Below are 17,155 nucleotides of genomic sequence, written 5' to 3' on the forward strand. Positions count from 1 at the left end.
ATGTTGATGCCTATTTTGCAAATTCATTCCGAAGATATGCCTGCATACGGCATTGTCTGTGGTGATCCGGCACGTGCGGAGAAGATTTCCCGTAAGCTGGAGCAGGCGAAAGAACTGGCGTTCAGCCGGGAGTATCGCACATTTGTTGGATTGTACGAAGGTGTACCCATGGCCGTGGTCAGTCACGGCGTAGGTTCACCCGGAGCGGCTGTTTGCTTCGAGGAACTGATCCGTGCAGGGGTAACGACCCTGATTCGTGTAGGTACAGCGGGCTCGTATACCGCTGATTATCCAGCAGGCAGCGTTATCGTCAGCACGGCCGCAGTGCGTACGGACGGGCTGACACGTCAGCTCGTACCGGATGGTTTTCCTGCGGTAGCAGACCTTGGCGTTACACAAGCGTTAATTGAGGCGACTCGTAAGCATGCAAGTGGAACGGATGCTTCGAGTGCGGGGAAAGTTGGCGTGGGCATTACCGTTACGCTGGATGCATTCTTCACAGGGGTGGAAGAGATTCCTCACCGCAAGTACAAGCAGGCGGGTGCTCTTGCCGCTGAGATGGAGATTGCAGCGCTCTACATCGTAAGCACACTGCGCGGTGCTCGTGCCGGGGCGATTGTCGCTATCGACGGTTTTGCAGACAGCGACCTGGCGGCAGAGTATGATCCGCATACAAATGCGGTAGCCGATGCGGTTGAGCGTGAGATCGAAGCGGCGCTGCGCGCGCTGGCTGCACTCGCTCGCCAGGATCAGGCGTAAAGCTGAGATCATCAGGGCATTTTGTGCTGCTGCTGCTGGTAAAAAGCAAAACACTTCAATGATGTCCATCTGAGGTGGACAATATAAAAAGGGCGTCCCATAAGGTCATGTTCATGACCGATGGGACGCCCTTTTTGATTGGCAACAAGGAGCGACTGGCTCAACATTGGAAGGCCAATCGATCCGTTAACCTTGTCCAAACAATTGCTGCGCCGTCTCAATAAATAACCGGGATGCAGGGGAAGCATCAACAAGTGAAGGAACGGCAATCTCAATATTACGGTAGGCTTTTGGCTCCGTCGGGAGTGCTTTGACACCCGGAGGCAGCCAGGATAGAGAAATGGCAGGCAGCATGGCGGCTCCAAGACCCTGCTCAATCATGCTCAGACAAGTGTTTACGTTATACACCACAAATCCGAAATGTAATTCGGCATCTGCTCGATGGAACAGATCCACAATCGGCACTTCGTAACCGCCTTTGCAGATGATCATGGGGTGCTTGTCCAGCATTTGTACAGGCAATACCTCCTGATTTGCAAAGGGCTCATCGTCCCGAAACACAGCCAGCATCTCTTCGCTATACAGCGGGAGTGTCTCATAAGCCGTATCTATGGGCTCTTTGTCGGTTGCAATAATGAGAGCTACATCAATAGCCCGTGAGCTTAGCCATTCCTGAATTTCAAGAATGTTTCCCTCATGCAGCTCAAATTGTATCTGAGGATAGCGGTCCCGAATGGAGCGGATAATTTTCGGCAGCAGATGGGCGGATGACATGGGGAAAGAGCCAATGCGAATCGTACCAATCTCCAAACCTTTTTCAGCGGCAACGACCTGCTGCACCTTATCAAATTGCTGTAAAATCCGGCGGAAAATGACCAAAATCCGCTGTCCCACATCCGTAAGCACGATGCCATTTCTGCGATCCCGTATGATTAGTGTGACATCCAGTTCATTCTCCAGCGAAGAAATGGCCCGACTGACTGCGGGCTGCGTCATATTCAGTTCCTGGCCTGCACGGGTGAAACTTCCCGTTTCTGCAATTTTCACGAATAACTGCAACTGTGAATTGTTCATATCAGATTTGGTATGCTCCTTATGATTAACATGCATTTCAATTATTATAATGATTATTGTATCATGGAGAAACGGAACGATCAAAGAACAGATGTATAACGGGTCTGGATCGGATTCCAAATGGTTTGCAGGCACCGAGAGAGCGCAGGATAAAGTGACGATTGATTAAACTGCGCCTGTAGAAGTGTGCCGGATAGGAGAATAGACATATGGCTTTATCACGTGCAAAAGCAGGCTGGGTCCTGGCTTTTCTGGTACTCATGTGGGGAGTAAACTGGCCCCTGACCAAATACGCATTAAATTTTACACCGCCGCTTATATTCGCAGGCATGCGCCTGTTAATTGGGGGCTTGGTGCTTGGGCTGTATGCTTTTCCCCGCTACAAAACGCTGAGACTGAAACAAACTTGGCATATCTATGCCATATCTGCGGTGCTTAATATTATCTTCTTCTACGGCTTTCAGACCGTGGGGCTGACGGAAGTGCCGGCAGGATTATTTTCATCCATTGTGTTCCTACAGCCTGTGCTGCTTGGGATTGGGGCCTGGTTGTGGCTGGGCGAGTCCATGTATGGAATGAAAATCGCCGGATTGGTGCTCGGTTTTGCAGGGGTGGCTACGATCAGTATAGGCGGCATGACAGGCAAAGTTTCACCTGAAGGGGTTATGCTGGGGCTGTTTAGTGCAATTAGCTGGGCGATCGGGACCGTATATATGAAGCGAACTTCAATGAAGGTCGATGGAATCTGGATGACAGCCATTCCGATTCTAATCGGTGGAGTTGTACTGACCTTAACGGGTACGGTCACAGAGAGCTGGGCTGATGTACAGTGGGTGCTTCCTTTTATACTGGATATGCTGTTTATTTCGGTGTTCGTCATTGCGTTGGGCTGGCTCGCGTTCTTCAAACTGGTCAGCTCTGGCGAGGCCAGCAAAGTAGGATCATTCACATTTCTGATTCCACTGATTGCCCTGTTTTGCAGTGTACTGTTCCTGGGAGAGTCGGTGACGGTTAATCTGATCGCAGGTCTCGTTATGATCATAGCCAGCATCCTGCTTGTGAATGTTAAAGTAAAGGGCAGCAAGGTGGCGAAAATCTAAAGCCATGCGGTGAACTTTCTCGAATCGGCTGTTGCAGCTGAAAGGGAAGGTTCACCGTTTTTTGGTTAAACCTAGAAAAAGAAGAGGGGATGCAGGTACCATAGCGAATTGTATTTGCATGGTATTTCATTAAATTAGGAGGGTGATTGAATATGGGCTGGAGTGAATTTCGTGAAATCCCTAATGAATACAATGAAGAAGTACAGCAGATTGATGGGCAACTACTGAAGTTGGTTGCGGCAAGAAAGAATATAACCGGAGCTGTCCAATATCAGCCCCCTCAAGATACCATCGATCAATGGGTAAAGTTATTGGATATGAAGGAGGAAGATATTCGATATGTTCTCCGTAGTGTGCAGCCGATGCCACAACGGCATTACTTTCCACGTGAGCCCCTTCAATTAACAGGTGTTGTGCCGATCATGAAGAAAACGATTAAAGATTCGTGTGAGTTCATCATTACACATTCGATGCAGTATGAAGGCGAAAGTCTCGTATATGTGGAAATTCAATATAAGGGAAATGAGTCTGAACGTATACAGTTGGTGCCACACTTGGCTCTTGAGGTGTTGAGCGGACAGAGACATATGACTATGAGACACGGCAGTCGTGGAGGAGGTTGGGAGACACAATTGAGTTTCCGAGTAGTTCCTGCCCTGCCTTTTTCTCTGGAAAACGTTCAATTCTCTTTAATTCCTTCTATACCAGAGTTGGAACACAAAGTGGAGGAAGTCACTTTGGATAAACAGGTGGACTTCGATTAATAACGCCTTTCTCCTTTTCATAGGCTTTAATATGCTGCTCAATCAAATATTCAATTTGCATCGCGAATTTCACTTTTCATCAAAGTAAAATACAAAAATCAGAGGATATACTTGCTTGTCAGAATGACAATGAAAAAATTGGGTAAGTTATATATAGGAACATCATAATAACGATGAAATAATAGAAGGAGGACTCCAACATGACACAACAGAACAATCAACCTCAGGATGAGGCTGCAATTCGTAACAAGCTGGATGAAGACGGGGATTCCTTGATGGAGAAAAAGAAAATTTTGAATGGTGTAGATATTGAGCCGCAAGCGGACGAATGGTCTGCCAAACCGTCACCTGTAGCATTTGATGAAGGTAAATCATCTGAAGAATAGTAGAACCAAATATAGCTTGAAATAAAGCGGGTACCATTAAGGTATCTGCTTTTTATTGTATAATCATGGGAAACGTTTGTGAAAGGAGAATACGAAGATGAGTGAGATTAATATTAGACGGGCTGTCATGGGTGATTACACGGGAGTATCTGCATTAATGGATGAGCTTCATCAGTTGCATGTAGAAGCTAGGCCAGACGTTTACAGAGAGCTGCAGACGAGAATGAGCGAAAAGGAATATGAACAACTCATGGAGACGGATCATCGTTATCTCTATGTTGCGGAATTGCTGGATCAAGGTGAGATTGTTGGATATGCGAGTGCACAGCTGAATGTTATTCAAAATGTGGATTTGTTAAAGGATCGAAAGATGCTGTACATCAATGAAATCATCGTTGGCAGCAAGCATCGCGGACATGGGACAGGCAAACGGTTGATGCAGGAGTTAATCGAACTTGGCAAAGAAATTCAGGTCGACAGCGTTGAACTGACGGTGTCTACATTTAATACCGGAGCTCAGGCTTTCTATGAGCAATTGGGCCTGGCTGTGCGCAGCAGCAGAATGGAATACATATTATAATCCGCCTGTACGAAGACTAATGGGGATGTCTGGTGCAATACTGCAATCGTAGGAAGCATGGTAAGCATCCATTTCGAATAAAATAATGAAATAATCTTGCATACCCCCATGGGGTATGTTACTCTTATAACAGAACGAAAGAAAAGGGGTGTTCGTGATGGAACATCAGAGCCATCCCATGGAACCTTTGGAGTCATCCGTAACAGAGGTGAACGAAGTTTCACTGACAGATGATCAGCAAGCCAATTCATGTCATACGGCAGGAAGTGACGGAAAGCATGTGCGCAAGAGCCATCACTCCCAGGAGATGAAGGGCAACCTGATTTCCCGTTTGAACCGCGTTGAAGGACAGATTCGCGGGATTAAGGGATTGATTGAGAAGGACACCTATTGTGATGATGTGCTGACGCAGATCGCTGCGGCTCAGTCAGCTCTCAATTCGGTTGGCAAGCTGTTGCTGGAAGGTCACATGAAGAGCTGTATCGTTGAGCGCATTCAGGCCGGAGAGCATGAGGTCGTGGATGAATTGTTGGTAACGGTAAGGAAGTTAATGAAGTAATTATTTTTGAATGAACACATCATTTATATATCCAAGGAGGAACTATCCATGTCTAATATTACGTTGAACGTTACAGGAATGTCTTGCAATCACTGTGTGAAATCGGTTGAAGAAGCCGTGAAGAATGCGGGAGCGAATGGTAAGGTTGATCTGGCAGCAGGAACTGTCGCAGTTGAATATGACGAGCAAAAAGTCAATGTGGATCAGATCAAGGCAGCCATTGAAGATCAAGGGTATGACGTAGTCTAATCATTGCAGGCTTAAACTGAACTTCCCCTTGTATGGAAAGGAACTCAACAGATCTTTTCCAATAAATGAGTTCATTGTTTAAGCCTGATTTTTTGTCTTTTATATACCCCTTGGGGGTATTGAACACGTAGAAATATTTTATTAAGAAAGGAGCTAACAACATGGATAAGTCATCGGCAATGGAAAACACATCAGCCTCAGAACCATCACCGGAAGCAGCGGGATTACAGACAACACTGCAAATTACAGGGATGACCTGTGCTGCCTGCTCTACACGAATTGAGAAGGGGTTGTCCCGAATGGAAGGGGTCAATCAGGCGAATGTTAACCTCGCCATAGAGCAAGCAACGGTTTCCTATGATCCGAAGACAACGAACATCAATGCATTGCGGGATAAGGTGGAGGCGCTTGGCTACGGTACAGTAACGGAATCGGTGGATCTGGACATTACAGGGATGACCTGTGCTGCTTGTTCTGCTCGAATCGAAAAGGGCCTCTCACGTTTACCGGGTGTAACCCGTGCGAACGTGAATCTGGCACTGGAGAAAGGGCATGTGGAATACGTTGCCGGAGCATTGAAGGCATCCGATATTACGGCGAAGATCAAGCAACTTGGTTATGGAGCCGAGCTGCAACAGACGCAAGAAGAGACAAAATCGGTGCGTGAACGTGAGTTGCAGCGCAAAAAATGGAAGTGGATGATCTCTGCCTTGTTATCTTTGCCCCTGTTGTGGGCGATGGTAGGCCATTTCTCGTTCACATCCTGGATATGGGTACCCGACTTGTTCATGAATCCATGGTTCCAACTGGTACTGGCAACTCCGGTACAGTTTGTAATTGGCTGGCAGTTCTATGTGGGCGCCTATAAAGCGCTGCGTAATGGCAGTGCCAACATGGATGTACTGGTTGCTTTGGGTACAAGTGCAGCTTTCTTTTACAGTCTGTATCTGACCCTGACCAGTGGCAGTACAGCTTCGACCATGATGGATCATGGCGGGGCGGGAATGACTACAGCAGTCATGCCAACAGTAGAGCTTTATTATGAGACGAGTGCGATTCTGATTACGCTGATTCTATTGGGAAAATGGTTCGAGGCCGTAGCCAAGGGGCGCTCCTCTCAGGCGATCAAAAGCCTCATCGAACTTGCTCCACGTGAAGCCAGAGTGATTCGTGATGGTCAGGAGGTTGTCGTACCGTCGGCGTATGTCGCGGTAGGTGATCTGGTTCTCGTGAAACCCGGAGATAGTATTCCGGTGGACGGCGTCGTGGAGGAAGGACAGTCTTCTGTCGATGAATCCATGTTAAGCGGAGAGAGCCTGCCCGTTGATAAAAAACCGGGAGATACCGTTACAGGTGCTACGCTGAACAAAAATGGGGTATTAAGACTGCGTGCGACCCGAGTAGGCTCGGACACGGCGTTATCGCAGATTATTAAAGTGGTTGAGCAAGCGCAGGGCTCCAAAGCGCCCATTCAGCGGATTGCAGATGTGATCTCCGGTATCTTTGTTCCGATTGTTGTAGGCATTGCGGCAGTGACGTTCTTGATCTGGTATCTGTTCGCGAGTCCGGGTGATTTTGCCGGTTCGCTGGAGAAGGCGATTGCTGTACTGGTGATTGCTTGTCCTTGTGCGCTTGGCCTTGCAACGCCAACGTCCATCATGGCTGGATCAGGACGTGCGGCTGAATATGGTGTGTTATTCAAAGGCGGCGAACATCTGGAATCGGCCCAGCAGATCCAGACGGTTGTATTGGACAAAACAGGTACAGTTACCCAAGGGAAGCCCGTCCTTACGGATGTAGTAACAGCTCCACATTGGACGGAAGCAGATCTGCTTCAGCGGGTGGGAGCAGCAGAACAGAGTTCGGAGCATCCTTTGGCTGAAGCGATTGTGGAAGGAATCCGAGGTAAGGGGCTGGAACTGACCCAGCCAGAGCAATTCGAGAACATTCCGGGATATGGTGTGCGGGCACGGGTTCAAGGACAAGAGATCCTGGTCGGGACACGCCGACTGCTTACTGATGCGAAGGTGAATGTCTCTGAGGAAACCATGCAGCAGATGAACAACCTTGAAGAACAAGGGCGCACTGCGATGCTGATCGCGGTGGATGGTCAATGGGCAGGGATCGTTGCTGTGGCTGACACCATCAAGGAAACTTCACGGGAAGCCATTCAGCGGCTCCATGCCATGGGAATTGATGTCATCATGATTACGGGAGACAATGAGCGAACAGCTCGCGCCGTGGCAGAACAGGCTGGAATCGGTAAAGTACTGGCTGAGGTATTGCCAGAGGGCAAAGCGGCGGAAGTGAAGAAACTTCAGGAGAGCGGTCTCAAGGTAGCGATGGTTGGGGATGGAATCAACGATGCTCCAGCTCTGGCTACAGCCGATATCGGTATGGCGATTGGAACCGGGACTGATGTAGCGATGGAAGCAGCGGATATTACACTAATGCGTGGCGATCTGAACAGTATTGCAGATGCGATCGAGATGAGTCGGCGGACCATGGGTAATATCAAGCAGAATCTGTTCTGGGCACTTGGTTATAACGTAATTGGTATTCCAATTGCAGCAGTGGGCTTTCTGGCCCCTTGGTTGGCAGGTGCAGCAATGGCCTTCAGCTCTGTGTCGGTTGTACTGAATTCGCTACGTCTGCAACGAATGAAACTGAAACGAAATGACTAATTACCCTGTATGGAAGGGCTCAACGTTTCTATCTTCAAAAACCATAAATAAAAGCGCGGTCCGTTGCGACGGATCGTGTTTTTTTGTTGAAAAAAATGGCCTGAACAGGTTAAAGCAAAAGTCAGTTCCTTGTTAGTAGAAAGCGGGCTTATGAAGGGATGTCCTTTTATGAAAAGAATGACCATGGTTTGCGAAACACATCTTTATTTTTTCTGAACCTTTCAGAAATTAATTGACAATATAGACATATGGATTTAAAATTTAAAACAATCGTTTGATTCAAACAAACGTTTAAATCAAATTAGAACTATCTAGTAATGGAGGATATTATTTATGTTACAGGCTTTACGCGTGTTATTGAAAAAACCACCAGTAATTGTAGGGATCGTGACGGCACTTATGTTCCAAGTGATCTTTAGCGTGATCTGGATGACAGCATATTCCGGAGTGAATGACCGGATGAATGAATTGACGGTTGCCGTTGTCAATGAGGATGGAGAGCAGTCCAAGGGGATCGCAGATCGCATGGCCGAGACGCTTCCTTTTCATACCGTATCTAATCTGAGTGCCGCTGAAGCGCTGGATGAGTTAGACCATCGCAAGATTCATATGGTGCTGAATATTCCGGCAGGGTTTAATGAACTGCTTCAGACAGCCGGTTCCACCGCCGAAATTAAGTACACCATTAACGAGGCGAACCCGGTTACGATTAAAAGCATGATGCAAGGCGTGTCGCAAAGCGTGACGAACACGATTAACAAGCAAGCAACAGCTCAGGGTGTACAGACCGTGCTGACGGCTGCAGGAGCGCCTGCGGATCAGGCTGCTGAAGCTGCTACCAACCTGACTACCCGTGTGGAAGGTACAACCACTTCAATCCATCCGGTTAACGGCATGAATAACCAGATGGTTCCGATGATGATGGTGCTAGCTTCTTATGTAGGAGCCATGATCATGGGTATGAACCTGCAGACAGTGATGGGTATGCTGTCCACTACATACTCTCGTTTGACTTTGTTCGGTGCAAGAATGGTTATTAACATTGGGTCTGCCCTGGTGGTTTCCCTGCTGGGATCGTCACTAATTGTGTCCTTGGGCGGACAGATTGAGCAAGGATTTATCGCATTCTGGTTGTTCCAGGCGTTGTTCCTCTGCACATTCATGTTCTTCTCCCAGTTCTTCCTGATCTGCTTCGGACCGGCGGGAAGCCTGTTCAATATCATTTCACTGTCTCTGCAACTGGTATCTTCCGGTGCAATGGTGCCACGTGAATTGCTGAACAGCTTCTACAGCGGCATTGGGCAATATCTGCCTGCAACGTATGCAGTACAAGGTATTCTGAGCGTTCAGCTCGGAGGACCTGGTGTCCAAGCGGCAGCTGGATCGGTTGCTATTGTACTGGTCATTGCAGTAGCCCTCTCCCTGGTAGTGACGTTGTTGAAAAAACAACGCATGCCAGCCGGGGTACCAAGCCCGGCTCCAATGAACAGCTAAGCTAATATTCCAGACGTAATGGTCTTCATAGGATATGATCAAGCACCCCGGTGATTTTCACCGGGGTGCTTGGTTTAATAGTAGGTTGAGATAGTTAGCTTTGCAGGATTGCAGACGGCAAACCTTGCGCTTTGATGCACAAACTTTCATAATGAAACGATAGAGCAGTCTTGCTGCAGCCCGGTGAGCTGGAGCATATGAATAGAACGGACAAGAGGAGCGGAACGAATGACGGAACCGGAATTGGATATCAAGACGAGGATTCTGCTTGCAGCCAAGAAACTTTTTGCACAGCAGGGGTATGATGGGACAAGTGTTCGTCAAATCTGTGATGAGGCGGGTGCGAATGTGTCGCTGGTCTCATATCATTTTGGCGGCAAAGAAAAGGTGTTCGAAGCATTATTTGAGCACTTTTTTCCTGATCATATGATGAACGAGTTGGCTGAAGAGTCCATGTCCTCCCCCGTGGAAGGTATCCGACGAATCATAGGTGAAGTCGTAAAGTTCACGATGACGGACCGGGAGATGAGCGATATTGTACAGCTGGAAATTACACTTCGTACTCATCGCACAGATACCGTGTTTCGCTTTCTGGACCCCGTCTGGACCAGAGTTAGGGAATTGCTGCGTGAAGGCAAGGAGCAGGGTGTGTTCCAAATAGAGTCCGTGTCTTATGCGATGCTTCAGGTCATGGGTGTGGCTTTGGCGCACAAACGGGCCAAGAATTCACGGTTTAGCTTTGACTATCAGCACATGAATAAAGATGAGCTGGCCGAGCAAACCATTGAATTCGTACTACGAGGATTGGGAGTGAATGGCAATGAACGAAACCATTGAATTGATGATGAAACACCGCTCTGTACGGAAATTCAAGCCAGACCCGGTAAGCGAGGAACAGCTGGCAGCAATCGTGGCAGCCGGGCAAATGGCTTCCTCTTCAAGTAGTGTACAGGCCTATACTGTAATTGCTGTTACCGAACAGGAGCAGAAGGCCAAATTGGCTGAATTGGCGGGCAATCAGTCTTACGTCAACGAATGTCCTGTGTTTCTTGTGTGGTGTGCTGATCTTTATCGTCTGAGTGATGCTGCTAAACGTCACTTGCCGGAGAAGGAATCCTATGAGGACTCCACTGAGAACTTTATGGTAGCGACAATTGACGTTGCGCTTGCTTCACAAAATGCGGCGCTTGCGGCCGAGTCGTTAGGTTTCGGTATTGTCTATATTGGCGGGCTGCGTAACCGCATTGAAGAAGTCAACGAAGTGTTAGGCTTGCCTGAAGGTGTCTATCCGGTCTATGGCATGTGCATTGGTGTTGCGGATCAGGAGACGGGCATTCGTCCGCGTCTGCCGCTTGATGCGGTGCTTCACCATGGTCGCTATAATGCTGAACAGACGCTCAAGGGCGTAGAGAGCTATGACGTAACGACCGCTGCATACATGAAGGAGCGTACCCAGGGGGAACGTTCGACACCATGGTCCGAAATGATGGCGAAACGTCTCACAGAGCCGGTACGCTTGCAGATGAAGCCTTTTCTCGAAGGTAAAGGGTTCTTGAAGCGTTAAAGAGTGAATTCCAAAGAAGTCAGTACGGCGGATGCCGGCTGACTTCTTTTTTTTGGTGCTTATGAATAGCGTCTAAGGAAGACCGTAGAAGCGTTTCGTATTCTGATAAAAGAGGCGCGCAGCCCGCTCTGTGCCCATACCAGTCACTTCGCTCCAGGCCTGAATCACTTGTCTGGTCATGGCAGGGTGTGTCATTCTTCCCTGAAAGGGCCCCTCGAAGGGCCAAGGTCCATCGGTCTCTGCCATAACTTGCTCCGAAGGATACTGGCGGGCCAGTTCGCGAATTTCCTCTTCATAGATGATATCGGGTGTGAATGAGATGAAGTGTCCGTTATCAGCCATGCGCTGGACGGTCCGCTTGGAACCTTTGAACCAGTGGAAATGAGCGCGGCGATAATGGTATTGCTCCAGCAGGTCACAGGCGATATCGGCATCCTCGTATACAGCGTGCAGTACAATCGGTTTACTGTGCCGCTTCGCCAGCTGGATAAATCGCTCCAACAGATCGATATAGCCGCTCTGATCAAAGGGTTGTCCGGATTGTTCGGCTTCCTGTCGGTTGTAATAAGGCAATCCAACTTCCCCAATCGCTACAGCTTGTCCGATATACTTTTCGATCCAGTGGAAGAACAGATCCAGCTCTGCCAGGGACGGCAGGGCCTGTTCAGGGTGGAAACCAAAGGCCGGATATACGGTACGAGGGTATTGTGAAGCTAGTTCCAGATTGGTTTGGGCAGATGCCAGATTCATGGAGACGGCGATGACGGCTTCAACCTGCTGGGATGAGAAGGAATGCAGCATCTCGCGTTGTTCTTCAGGTGTATATTTGTCCAGGTGAAGATGTGCATCGATCAAGGGTGCAAAAGCGGTTGAGTGCATGGATAAACCCCTCCTTTTTGTCTTTTACCAATGTTACGTAACTTAGTCTCTCTTGGATCACCCATTTCAGGAAAATAATAACTTAAAAACCCGCACTATTTGGATAGGCGGGTCTTCTGTTGTTCTTCTCTCATCCACTGGGAAATTTGCCGCTTACGCTCAAGAAAAGCAGGTTCCTCCGTGATCGCTTCGTGCCGTGGACGTTCAAAGGGAACATCGACCTCGTGCAGTACGGCTGCAGGCCGGTTCGATAAAACATAGATGCGATCAGCAAGCAGCAAGGCTTCCTCGATATTATGCGTAATGAACAGCACCGAGCGGCGATTCTGTTCCCAGATATCGAGCAGCCAGCGCTGCATGTCGCTGCGGGTCAGTGCATCCAGCGCGCTGAATGGTTCGTCCAGCAGCATCAGTTCCTGTGGACTGAGCAGGGCGCGGAGAAATGCAACCCGCTGCTGCATGCCGCCCGATAACATATGCGGATAGGCTCGTTCGAATCCGGCCAGTCCGACACTGCCCAACCACTTCCGGGCATTGGCAAGCGCTTCGGACCGTGGCGGTGTGTCCGCAGACACCTCACCAGCAAGCAGCACATTGTCTTCAATGGTACGCCACGGGAAGAGGGCAGGCTGCTGCGGCATATAACTGATCTTGCCGCGCTGTCCGGTAACATCCTGACCATTCATCAGAATTTGGCCCTCCTGTGGTTTCAGCAAACCGCCGATGATGTGGAAAAGGGTGCTTTTGCCGCAGCCGGAGGGACCGACGATGGCTACGAATTCTCCTTGTTCCACGTTCAGGGACAAGCCATCCAGAACGGGTAATGTGCTACGCCGCTCGCGGAACGAGGCATGCACATTCTGAACTTCCAATGCTGGCGATGAATGATTAGCAGTTAAGGTCACGGCTTTATGTTCAGGATCTCCGCTACCCGTTGGAGTGGTTGTACTCGCATCCGGCGCAGCAGCTGCCCGCTCGTTGTGTTCGGGTGTCATCTTGTCATCACTTCCTAACCTTTATATAGGGCATATTTCAAAATTATCGCTTCTGCGGTCGCCAGCGAACGAGCAGCTTCTCCAGTAGCGCAATGAGCAGGAAGAGCAGCAGACTCAGTGCCACAATAATCATGATTGCCACGAACAGACGGTCCGTCCGATAGGCCGATTTTTGCAGCATCATATAATACCCGATACCCTTATCTGCTCCAATCCATTCCGCGATGATCGCACCCATGACGCTGTACGTAGCGGCAATTTTGATCCCTGAGAACACCGAGGGCAGCGCATGTGGGAGCTCAAGCTTCCAGAAAATTGAGCCTCGTTTGGCGCCAGCCATGCGCATATAGTTCATCATCGCCGCATCGGTGCGGGTCAACCCGTCCATGGCAGCTACAGCCACCGGGAAGAAGCAGACCAAAATGATGGTAATCAGTTTGGGCAGCAGCCCAAATCCGAACCAGATCAGCAAGAGCGGAGCGAGCGCGATGGTCGGTATATTTTGACTAAGAATAAGTAATGGATAGAGTGCAGATTTCAAAAATGGAATCAGATGCAGAACCATCGCAATCAGTAATCCCGTAAGTGTGCCTGCTGCAAACCCGATCAATGTCAGTTGGATGGTTGCCCATGCGTGCATGCCAAGCCGCTCGGCCTGAGAGGCCGCTTCATGGGCGATGTCAGAAGGCGCAGGCAGCATCCATTTTTCGATATGAAACAGGGAGACAGCTCCCTGCCATACCGCTATAAAGAGAATAACCGCCACGAAGGGCGGCCATACGCTTTTCCAATAGGCATGCATTAGCGATATTTCTCCGTCAGGGTGTCCATGCTGAAACCGCTCGGGCTATGGGCGATCTTGATCTGTGAGATGATGCTTGGGCTGCCGGCTTCCACAAGAACTTCATGCATTTTGCGAACAACCTCCAGCAGCTCCTCCAGTTCTCCCTCCATTGTGGTATCGAGTGGATTGACCTGATATTTTAAGCCTGACTGCTGAATAACTTCAATGGCACGATCAACGTATGGATAGGAATTTTCGCCATTGGGCGTTTTGGGAATGACTTGAATGCTAAGTAGTGTGCTTGCCATGAAAGATCACTTTTCCTTTCGGGTTAAATTGCATGAGTTAAACCAGCTTTACACTAAACCACTCCGATTGCAGTACCCTCTTCCGATCGCTGTTATCCCCAGATTTTCCCCATGGGGAAAATCCGGGGATAGCATATGCTTCCGAAGGAGCTTTCTTTCAGAAAGCTTTTAGGCGACCGCTTCGCTTCTTCAGATGGGTTCTGCACTCTTCGTTCTGGTGTAAAAAAAGTTAAATTTAAACTATTTTTATTGGGGTAGAAATTCGTTCGTATACGCCTTGGACACATCTACCTGCTCATCGAGCAGTTTTTTGCTAAACATCCAATCCGTGTAGTTCTGCCATACTTCTTGCTTCTGTTCACCCCAGCGTGGTGCGTCCTCCTGATATTTCGGACTCAGCCATTTCTGGCTTGCGAGTACAAGATCCTTGTCCAAATCCGGTACGGCCTTGATCAGAATGTTGGCAGCTTCTTCGGGATGTTCAATCGCATATTGATATCCTTCAGAAGTGGCTTTCAAGAACGCTTTAACCAGCTCGGGATCGTTCTGAATCGTCTGTTCATTCGTCACAAGCACAGGTGTGTAGTAATCCAGTGCTTCGGAATAATCCTTCACATACAGCATGTCGATCGGCTCTCCGCGAAGTTCGGCTTCAATTCCTGTCCACGCGTAGAAAATCCAGGCAAAATCGATATCGCGTTTCACAGCGGTGAAAAAGTCTGCATCGCCCATGTTAATATTTTTCACTTTGGATACATCCGCACCTTCGCCCTCCATAATGGACTGCATCACGGCCTCTTCTACCGGGGAGCCCCAGCCACCATAGGTTTTGCCTTCAAAATCTTTGGGAGACTTGATGTTTCGATCTACCGGAGCAGCAAATCCGGATGTATTATGCTGAATAACTGCAGCGATGGACACGAGCGGCACGCCCTGTGTGCGGGCCTGGGTCACACTCTCCTGATAACTTACGCCAAAAGGCACTTCGTTCGAAGCAACCATGGTATCCGCGCCTCCGGTACCTGGCTGAACAATCTCGACATTTAAGCCTTCGGCTTTATAAAAGCCTTGATCTACGGCCGCATATAAGCCGGTATGATTCGTATTTGGTGTCCAGTCCAGCACCACTTTAATATCCTTGAGGGCTGCATTGTCACCTTCGCTACTGTTTTCGGTGTTGCTGCCGCCGTTCTCTCCTGAAGGTACAGCTTCTTTGCTGCCACATGCGGCCACAGTTACCAGCAGCACGCACAAGAGCAGCAGTCCCATCATTTTACGCCATCTCATCTTCATTTCTCTCCTTCATATTGTCCGGCCAGTGGCGCGGGGTACTCCTTGGCTTCATATCCAAGCTTCTTGCATAAATCGACAGATTTATACCAGCTATGATCCGGATGACGTCACTTTTTTTAGCTCTCTGACTATATAAAAGAACATTAAAAAAGCGCCCCGTAAATCCGGGACGCGTGCAGGCGTTAGAGATGTGGCACTCAGCAAAGAGACTGGGCTGGGCCAATTCGATATACTCCGATTCCTACGCTGGCATGATCCAGATCAGGTCTAAGGGTCAGTATCTTGGTGGGATACACTCTCAGCCGGCCAATTCCGACTCCCCTGGGAAACTATGAAGTTACGGGCATTACTAGGTGTAATTATAGGCCAGAGGCCGATGTATGTCCAGTCAGGAACTGGATGGAGGGACGAATCGTGGCGTATCGTAGAGGGAAATCTGACTGAGTGCAAAAGCATCGGATTTCGGGTCATACCCCACTTGTTTCTGCGTGGATTCCAGATTCAATCGTTTGAACCGATTATTCGAGATCCCATGCAGTATGGTAAAAGGCTCCAGATCTGTAGCTATAATCGATTTGAACACCAGATCACACAAGTCAGCCGGACTAATATACGCGCTCATATCACGAGCCTCAAGTGGCGGCCCATCCGGTTGGAAATCATCATATGCCCCAATACGTATTGCAACACTATGTAACCCCTCGGTATATGCAAAATAGGCGGCGAGCGATTCACCAAAACATTTGCTAACCCCGTACAAATTCCGTGGGCGTGTCGGCATGTCCGGGTAGATCTGGGCATCAATGGGATACCCTTCAATCGTCTGTGCACTGCTTGCCAGGATGACTCTTCGTACGCCTTGATCCTTGGCCGCACGGAATACATTAAATGTACCTTTGATATTGATGTCCAATAAAGATTCATAGAAGCCGGCATACGGGGAGGGGGCTCCCGCTAGATGTACAACCACATCCATACCTTCACACGCTTGCTGACAAGCTTCGGGATCGGTCACATCCAGTGCCATGATCTCATGGCCTGTCCCAGAATACGTATGCAGTCTGTCGATACTCAGATCCGTAAGTCGCAGGTGAAATGCCTCTGATAAATGTTGAGATAAGTCGCGTCCAATTTTTCCGGCTGCTCCGGTAATTAAAATGTTCATCAAATCAGCTCCAATTCTTAGCGCTGGAAGAACTCAATCCATTCCTTTTCAGGTCCATAGATGAAGAAATAACGGTAACCATTAGGCAGTGCAATGATCTCTCCATCAATAAATTCGGCCTCCGTTGCCTTAATGCGCTCGTATTCAGAATCAAGATCATCGACATGAATGGCAAAATGGTGCACCGTTCCTTCGGCAGGCAGCTTGTCACTGTATCCCTGAATCAACTCAATCTCGGTCTCGTTGCTTCCGTTGAAGCCGAGAAAGGCGAGCTAAATGACGCCGTTGGTATGGGTTACCCGGTCTTTCAATTCAAGACCAACAATCTCCGTATAGAAGCGGAGTGTGGTCTCCAGATCACGAACGGCGATGCCGACGTGGTCAATGCGCTTTTGAAAACTCATATCCAAAATCCTCCTTGTAGTAGATGAATCATTCTGCCATTTTAAGGAATATCATAGGGCTGGACTACGGGGTTGTCAAATCCGATTTTTATTTGGAAAAGTTAGAATTGTTCA

18 protein-coding genes, 1 pseudogene and 1 riboswitch are annotated in these 17,155 nt (G+C 48.8%); of the genes and pseudogenes, 11 read left to right on the plus strand and 8 right to left on the minus strand.

All coding sequences use genetic code 11. The features are described from left to right. On the plus strand, nt 1–759 hold the full coding sequence (locus QP794_RS22650; protein WP_285079001.1) for a nucleoside phosphorylase: 759 nt from the start codon (nt 1–3) through the stop codon (nt 757–759). Nucleotides 760–945: 186 nt separating this feature from the next. Here the strand turns inward: QP794_RS22650 and QP794_RS22655 are convergent, their stop codons facing one another. Next, a complete protein-coding gene (locus tag QP794_RS22655) occupies nt 946–1,833 on the minus strand; it encodes a LysR family transcriptional regulator (protein ID WP_285079002.1) in 888 nt (295 codons plus the stop codon). Between the two features lie 209 nt (nt 1,834–2,042). Here QP794_RS22655 and QP794_RS22660 point away from each other — a divergent pair, with 209 nt between their 5' ends. From QP794_RS22660 to nfsA, 10 genes are all read left to right on the plus strand, one after another. After that, nucleotides 2,043–2,933 carry a DMT family transporter gene (locus QP794_RS22660; RefSeq protein WP_024632278.1) on the plus strand — a complete coding sequence of 297 codons (891 nt, stop codon included), beginning with the start codon at nt 2,043–2,045 and terminating at the stop codon, nt 2,931–2,933. A 152-nt stretch (nt 2,934–3,085) separates the two neighbouring features. Next, nucleotides 3,086–3,697: a hypothetical protein gene (locus tag QP794_RS22665; protein ID WP_285079003.1), complete on the plus strand. Its 612-nt coding sequence runs from the start codon at nt 3,086–3,088 to the stop codon at nt 3,695–3,697. Between the two features lie 200 nt (nt 3,698–3,897). Next, a complete protein-coding gene (locus tag QP794_RS22670; protein ID WP_024632276.1) occupies nt 3,898–4,083 on the plus strand; it encodes a hypothetical protein in 186 nt (61 codons plus the stop codon). A 97-nt stretch (nt 4,084–4,180) separates the two neighbouring features. Next, nucleotides 4,181–4,663, plus strand: a complete 483-nt coding sequence (locus QP794_RS22675) for a GNAT family N-acetyltransferase (RefSeq protein ID WP_285079004.1) — start codon at nt 4,181–4,183, stop codon at nt 4,661–4,663. Nucleotides 4,664–4,820: 157 nt separating this feature from the next. After that, entirely contained in the window at nt 4,821–5,222 is a 402-nt protein-coding gene (locus tag QP794_RS22680) for a metal-sensitive transcriptional regulator (RefSeq protein ID WP_285079005.1), read from the plus strand. A 48-nt stretch (nt 5,223–5,270) separates the two neighbouring features. Next, nucleotides 5,271–5,471: a copper ion binding protein gene (locus tag QP794_RS22685; protein ID WP_079348675.1), complete on the plus strand. Its 201-nt coding sequence runs from the start codon at nt 5,271–5,273 to the stop codon at nt 5,469–5,471. Nucleotides 5,472–5,650: 179 nt separating this feature from the next. Then, on the plus strand, nt 5,651–8,155 hold the full coding sequence (locus QP794_RS22690; protein ID WP_285079124.1) for a heavy metal translocating P-type ATPase: 2,505 nt from the start codon (nt 5,651–5,653) through the stop codon (nt 8,153–8,155). Nucleotides 8,156–8,488: 333 nt separating this feature from the next. Continuing rightward, nucleotides 8,489–9,649 carry a YhgE/Pip domain-containing protein gene (locus QP794_RS22695; RefSeq protein WP_285079006.1) on the plus strand — a complete coding sequence of 387 codons (1,161 nt, stop codon included), beginning with the start codon at nt 8,489–8,491 and terminating at the stop codon, nt 9,647–9,649. A gap of 228 nt (nt 9,650–9,877) precedes the next feature. Continuing rightward, nucleotides 9,878–10,486, plus strand: a complete 609-nt coding sequence (locus tag QP794_RS22700) for a TetR family transcriptional regulator (protein WP_285079007.1) — start codon at nt 9,878–9,880, stop codon at nt 10,484–10,486. Next, complete coding sequence (gene nfsA / locus QP794_RS22705) at nt 10,470–11,213, plus strand: oxygen-insensitive NADPH nitroreductase (RefSeq protein ID WP_285079008.1); 744 nt, start codon at nt 10,470–10,472, stop codon at nt 11,211–11,213. The genes QP794_RS22700 and nfsA overlap by 17 nt, the downstream gene beginning before the upstream one ends. Nucleotides 11,214–11,285: 72 nt before the next feature. Here the strand turns inward: nfsA and QP794_RS22710 are convergent, their stop codons facing one another. From QP794_RS22710 to QP794_RS22740, 7 genes and pseudogenes are all read right to left on the minus strand, one after another. Next, a complete protein-coding gene (locus QP794_RS22710) occupies nt 11,286–12,092 on the minus strand; it encodes a TatD family hydrolase (RefSeq protein WP_285079009.1) in 807 nt (268 codons plus the stop codon). Nucleotides 12,093–12,187: 95 nt separating this feature from the next. After that, nucleotides 12,188–13,087 (minus strand): ABC transporter ATP-binding protein, encoded by a 900-nt coding sequence (locus QP794_RS22715; RefSeq protein ID WP_285079010.1) that lies wholly within the window; start codon nt 13,085–13,087, stop codon nt 12,188–12,190. 43 nt (nt 13,088–13,130) lie between these two features. Continuing rightward, nucleotides 13,131–13,889: an ABC transporter permease gene (locus QP794_RS22720; protein WP_079348698.1), complete on the minus strand. Its 759-nt coding sequence runs from the start codon at nt 13,887–13,889 to the stop codon at nt 13,131–13,133. Beyond that, nucleotides 13,889–14,179 (minus strand): thiamine-binding protein, encoded by a 291-nt coding sequence (locus tag QP794_RS22725; protein WP_024632265.1) that lies wholly within the window; start codon nt 14,177–14,179, stop codon nt 13,889–13,891. The genes QP794_RS22720 and QP794_RS22725 overlap by 1 nt, the downstream gene beginning before the upstream one ends. A 246-nt stretch (nt 14,180–14,425) precedes the next feature. After that, nucleotides 14,426–15,466, minus strand: a complete 1,041-nt coding sequence (locus QP794_RS22730; protein WP_285079011.1) for an ABC transporter substrate-binding protein — start codon at nt 15,464–15,466, stop codon at nt 14,426–14,428. A gap of 226 nt (nt 15,467–15,692) precedes the next feature. Beyond that, a riboswitch (TPP riboswitch) is annotated at nt 15,693–15,805 on the minus strand. Between the two features lie 55 nt (nt 15,806–15,860). Then, nucleotides 15,861–16,637, minus strand: coding sequence for an NAD-dependent epimerase/dehydratase family protein (locus tag QP794_RS22735; RefSeq protein ID WP_285079125.1), 777 nt, complete (start codon nt 16,635–16,637; stop codon nt 15,861–15,863). Between the two features lie 17 nt (nt 16,638–16,654). Continuing rightward, nucleotides 16,655–17,041, minus strand: a pseudogene (locus tag QP794_RS22740) (VOC family protein). Nucleotides 17,042–17,155 lie beyond the last annotated feature (114 nt).

Source organism: Paenibacillus sp. UMB7766-LJ446 (assembly GCF_030226665.1).
Taxonomy (GTDB): Bacteria; Bacillota; Bacilli; order Paenibacillales; family Paenibacillaceae; genus Paenibacillus; species Paenibacillus vandeheii.

What these genes read in the sequence shown, in the direction of transcription:
- QP794_RS22700 (WP_285079007.1), top strand. Translation starts at nt 9,878, where the DNA reads ATGACGGAACCGGAATTGGATATCAAGACGAGGATTCTGCTTGCAGCC.
- QP794_RS22660 (WP_024632278.1), top strand. Translation starts at nt 2,043, where the DNA reads ATGGCTTTATCACGTGCAAAAGCAGGCTGGGTCCTGGCTTTTCTGGTA.
- QP794_RS22655 (WP_285079002.1), bottom strand. Translation starts at nt 1,833, where the DNA reads ATGAACAATTCACAGTTGCAGTTATTCGTGAAAATTGCAGAAACGGGA.
- QP794_RS22730 (WP_285079011.1), bottom strand. Translation starts at nt 15,466, where the DNA reads ATGAGATGGCGTAAAATGATGGGACTGCTGCTCTTGTGCGTGCTGCTG.
- QP794_RS22675 (WP_285079004.1), top strand. Translation starts at nt 4,181, where the DNA reads ATGAGTGAGATTAATATTAGACGGGCTGTCATGGGTGATTACACGGGA.
- QP794_RS22715 (WP_285079010.1), bottom strand. Translation starts at nt 13,087, where the DNA reads ATGACACCCGAACACAACGAGCGGGCAGCTGCTGCGCCGGATGCGAGT.
- QP794_RS22685 (WP_079348675.1), top strand. Translation starts at nt 5,271, where the DNA reads ATGTCTAATATTACGTTGAACGTTACAGGAATGTCTTGCAATCACTGT.
- QP794_RS22650 (WP_285079001.1), top strand. Translation starts at nt 1, where the DNA reads ATGTTGATGCCTATTTTGCAAATTCATTCCGAAGATATGCCTGCATAC.
- nfsA (WP_285079008.1), top strand. Translation starts at nt 10,470, where the DNA reads ATGAACGAAACCATTGAATTGATGATGAAACACCGCTCTGTACGGAAA.
- QP794_RS22690 (WP_285079124.1), top strand. Translation starts at nt 5,651, where the DNA reads ATGGAAAACACATCAGCCTCAGAACCATCACCGGAAGCAGCGGGATTA.
- QP794_RS22710 (WP_285079009.1), bottom strand. Translation starts at nt 12,092, where the DNA reads ATGCACTCAACCGCTTTTGCACCCTTGATCGATGCACATCTTCACCTG.
- QP794_RS22670 (WP_024632276.1), top strand. Translation starts at nt 3,898, where the DNA reads ATGACACAACAGAACAATCAACCTCAGGATGAGGCTGCAATTCGTAAC.
- QP794_RS22725 (WP_024632265.1), bottom strand. Translation starts at nt 14,179, where the DNA reads ATGGCAAGCACACTACTTAGCATTCAAGTCATTCCCAAAACGCCCAAT.
- QP794_RS22695 (WP_285079006.1), top strand. Translation starts at nt 8,489, where the DNA reads ATGTTACAGGCTTTACGCGTGTTATTGAAAAAACCACCAGTAATTGTA.
- QP794_RS22720 (WP_079348698.1), bottom strand. Translation starts at nt 13,889, where the DNA reads ATGCATGCCTATTGGAAAAGCGTATGGCCGCCCTTCGTGGCGGTTATT.
- QP794_RS22735 (WP_285079125.1), bottom strand. Translation starts at nt 16,637, where the DNA reads ATGAACATTTTAATTACCGGAGCAGCCGGAAAAATTGGACGCGACTTA.
- QP794_RS22665 (WP_285079003.1), top strand. Translation starts at nt 3,086, where the DNA reads ATGGGCTGGAGTGAATTTCGTGAAATCCCTAATGAATACAATGAAGAA.
- QP794_RS22680 (WP_285079005.1), top strand. Translation starts at nt 4,821, where the DNA reads ATGGAACATCAGAGCCATCCCATGGAACCTTTGGAGTCATCCGTAACA.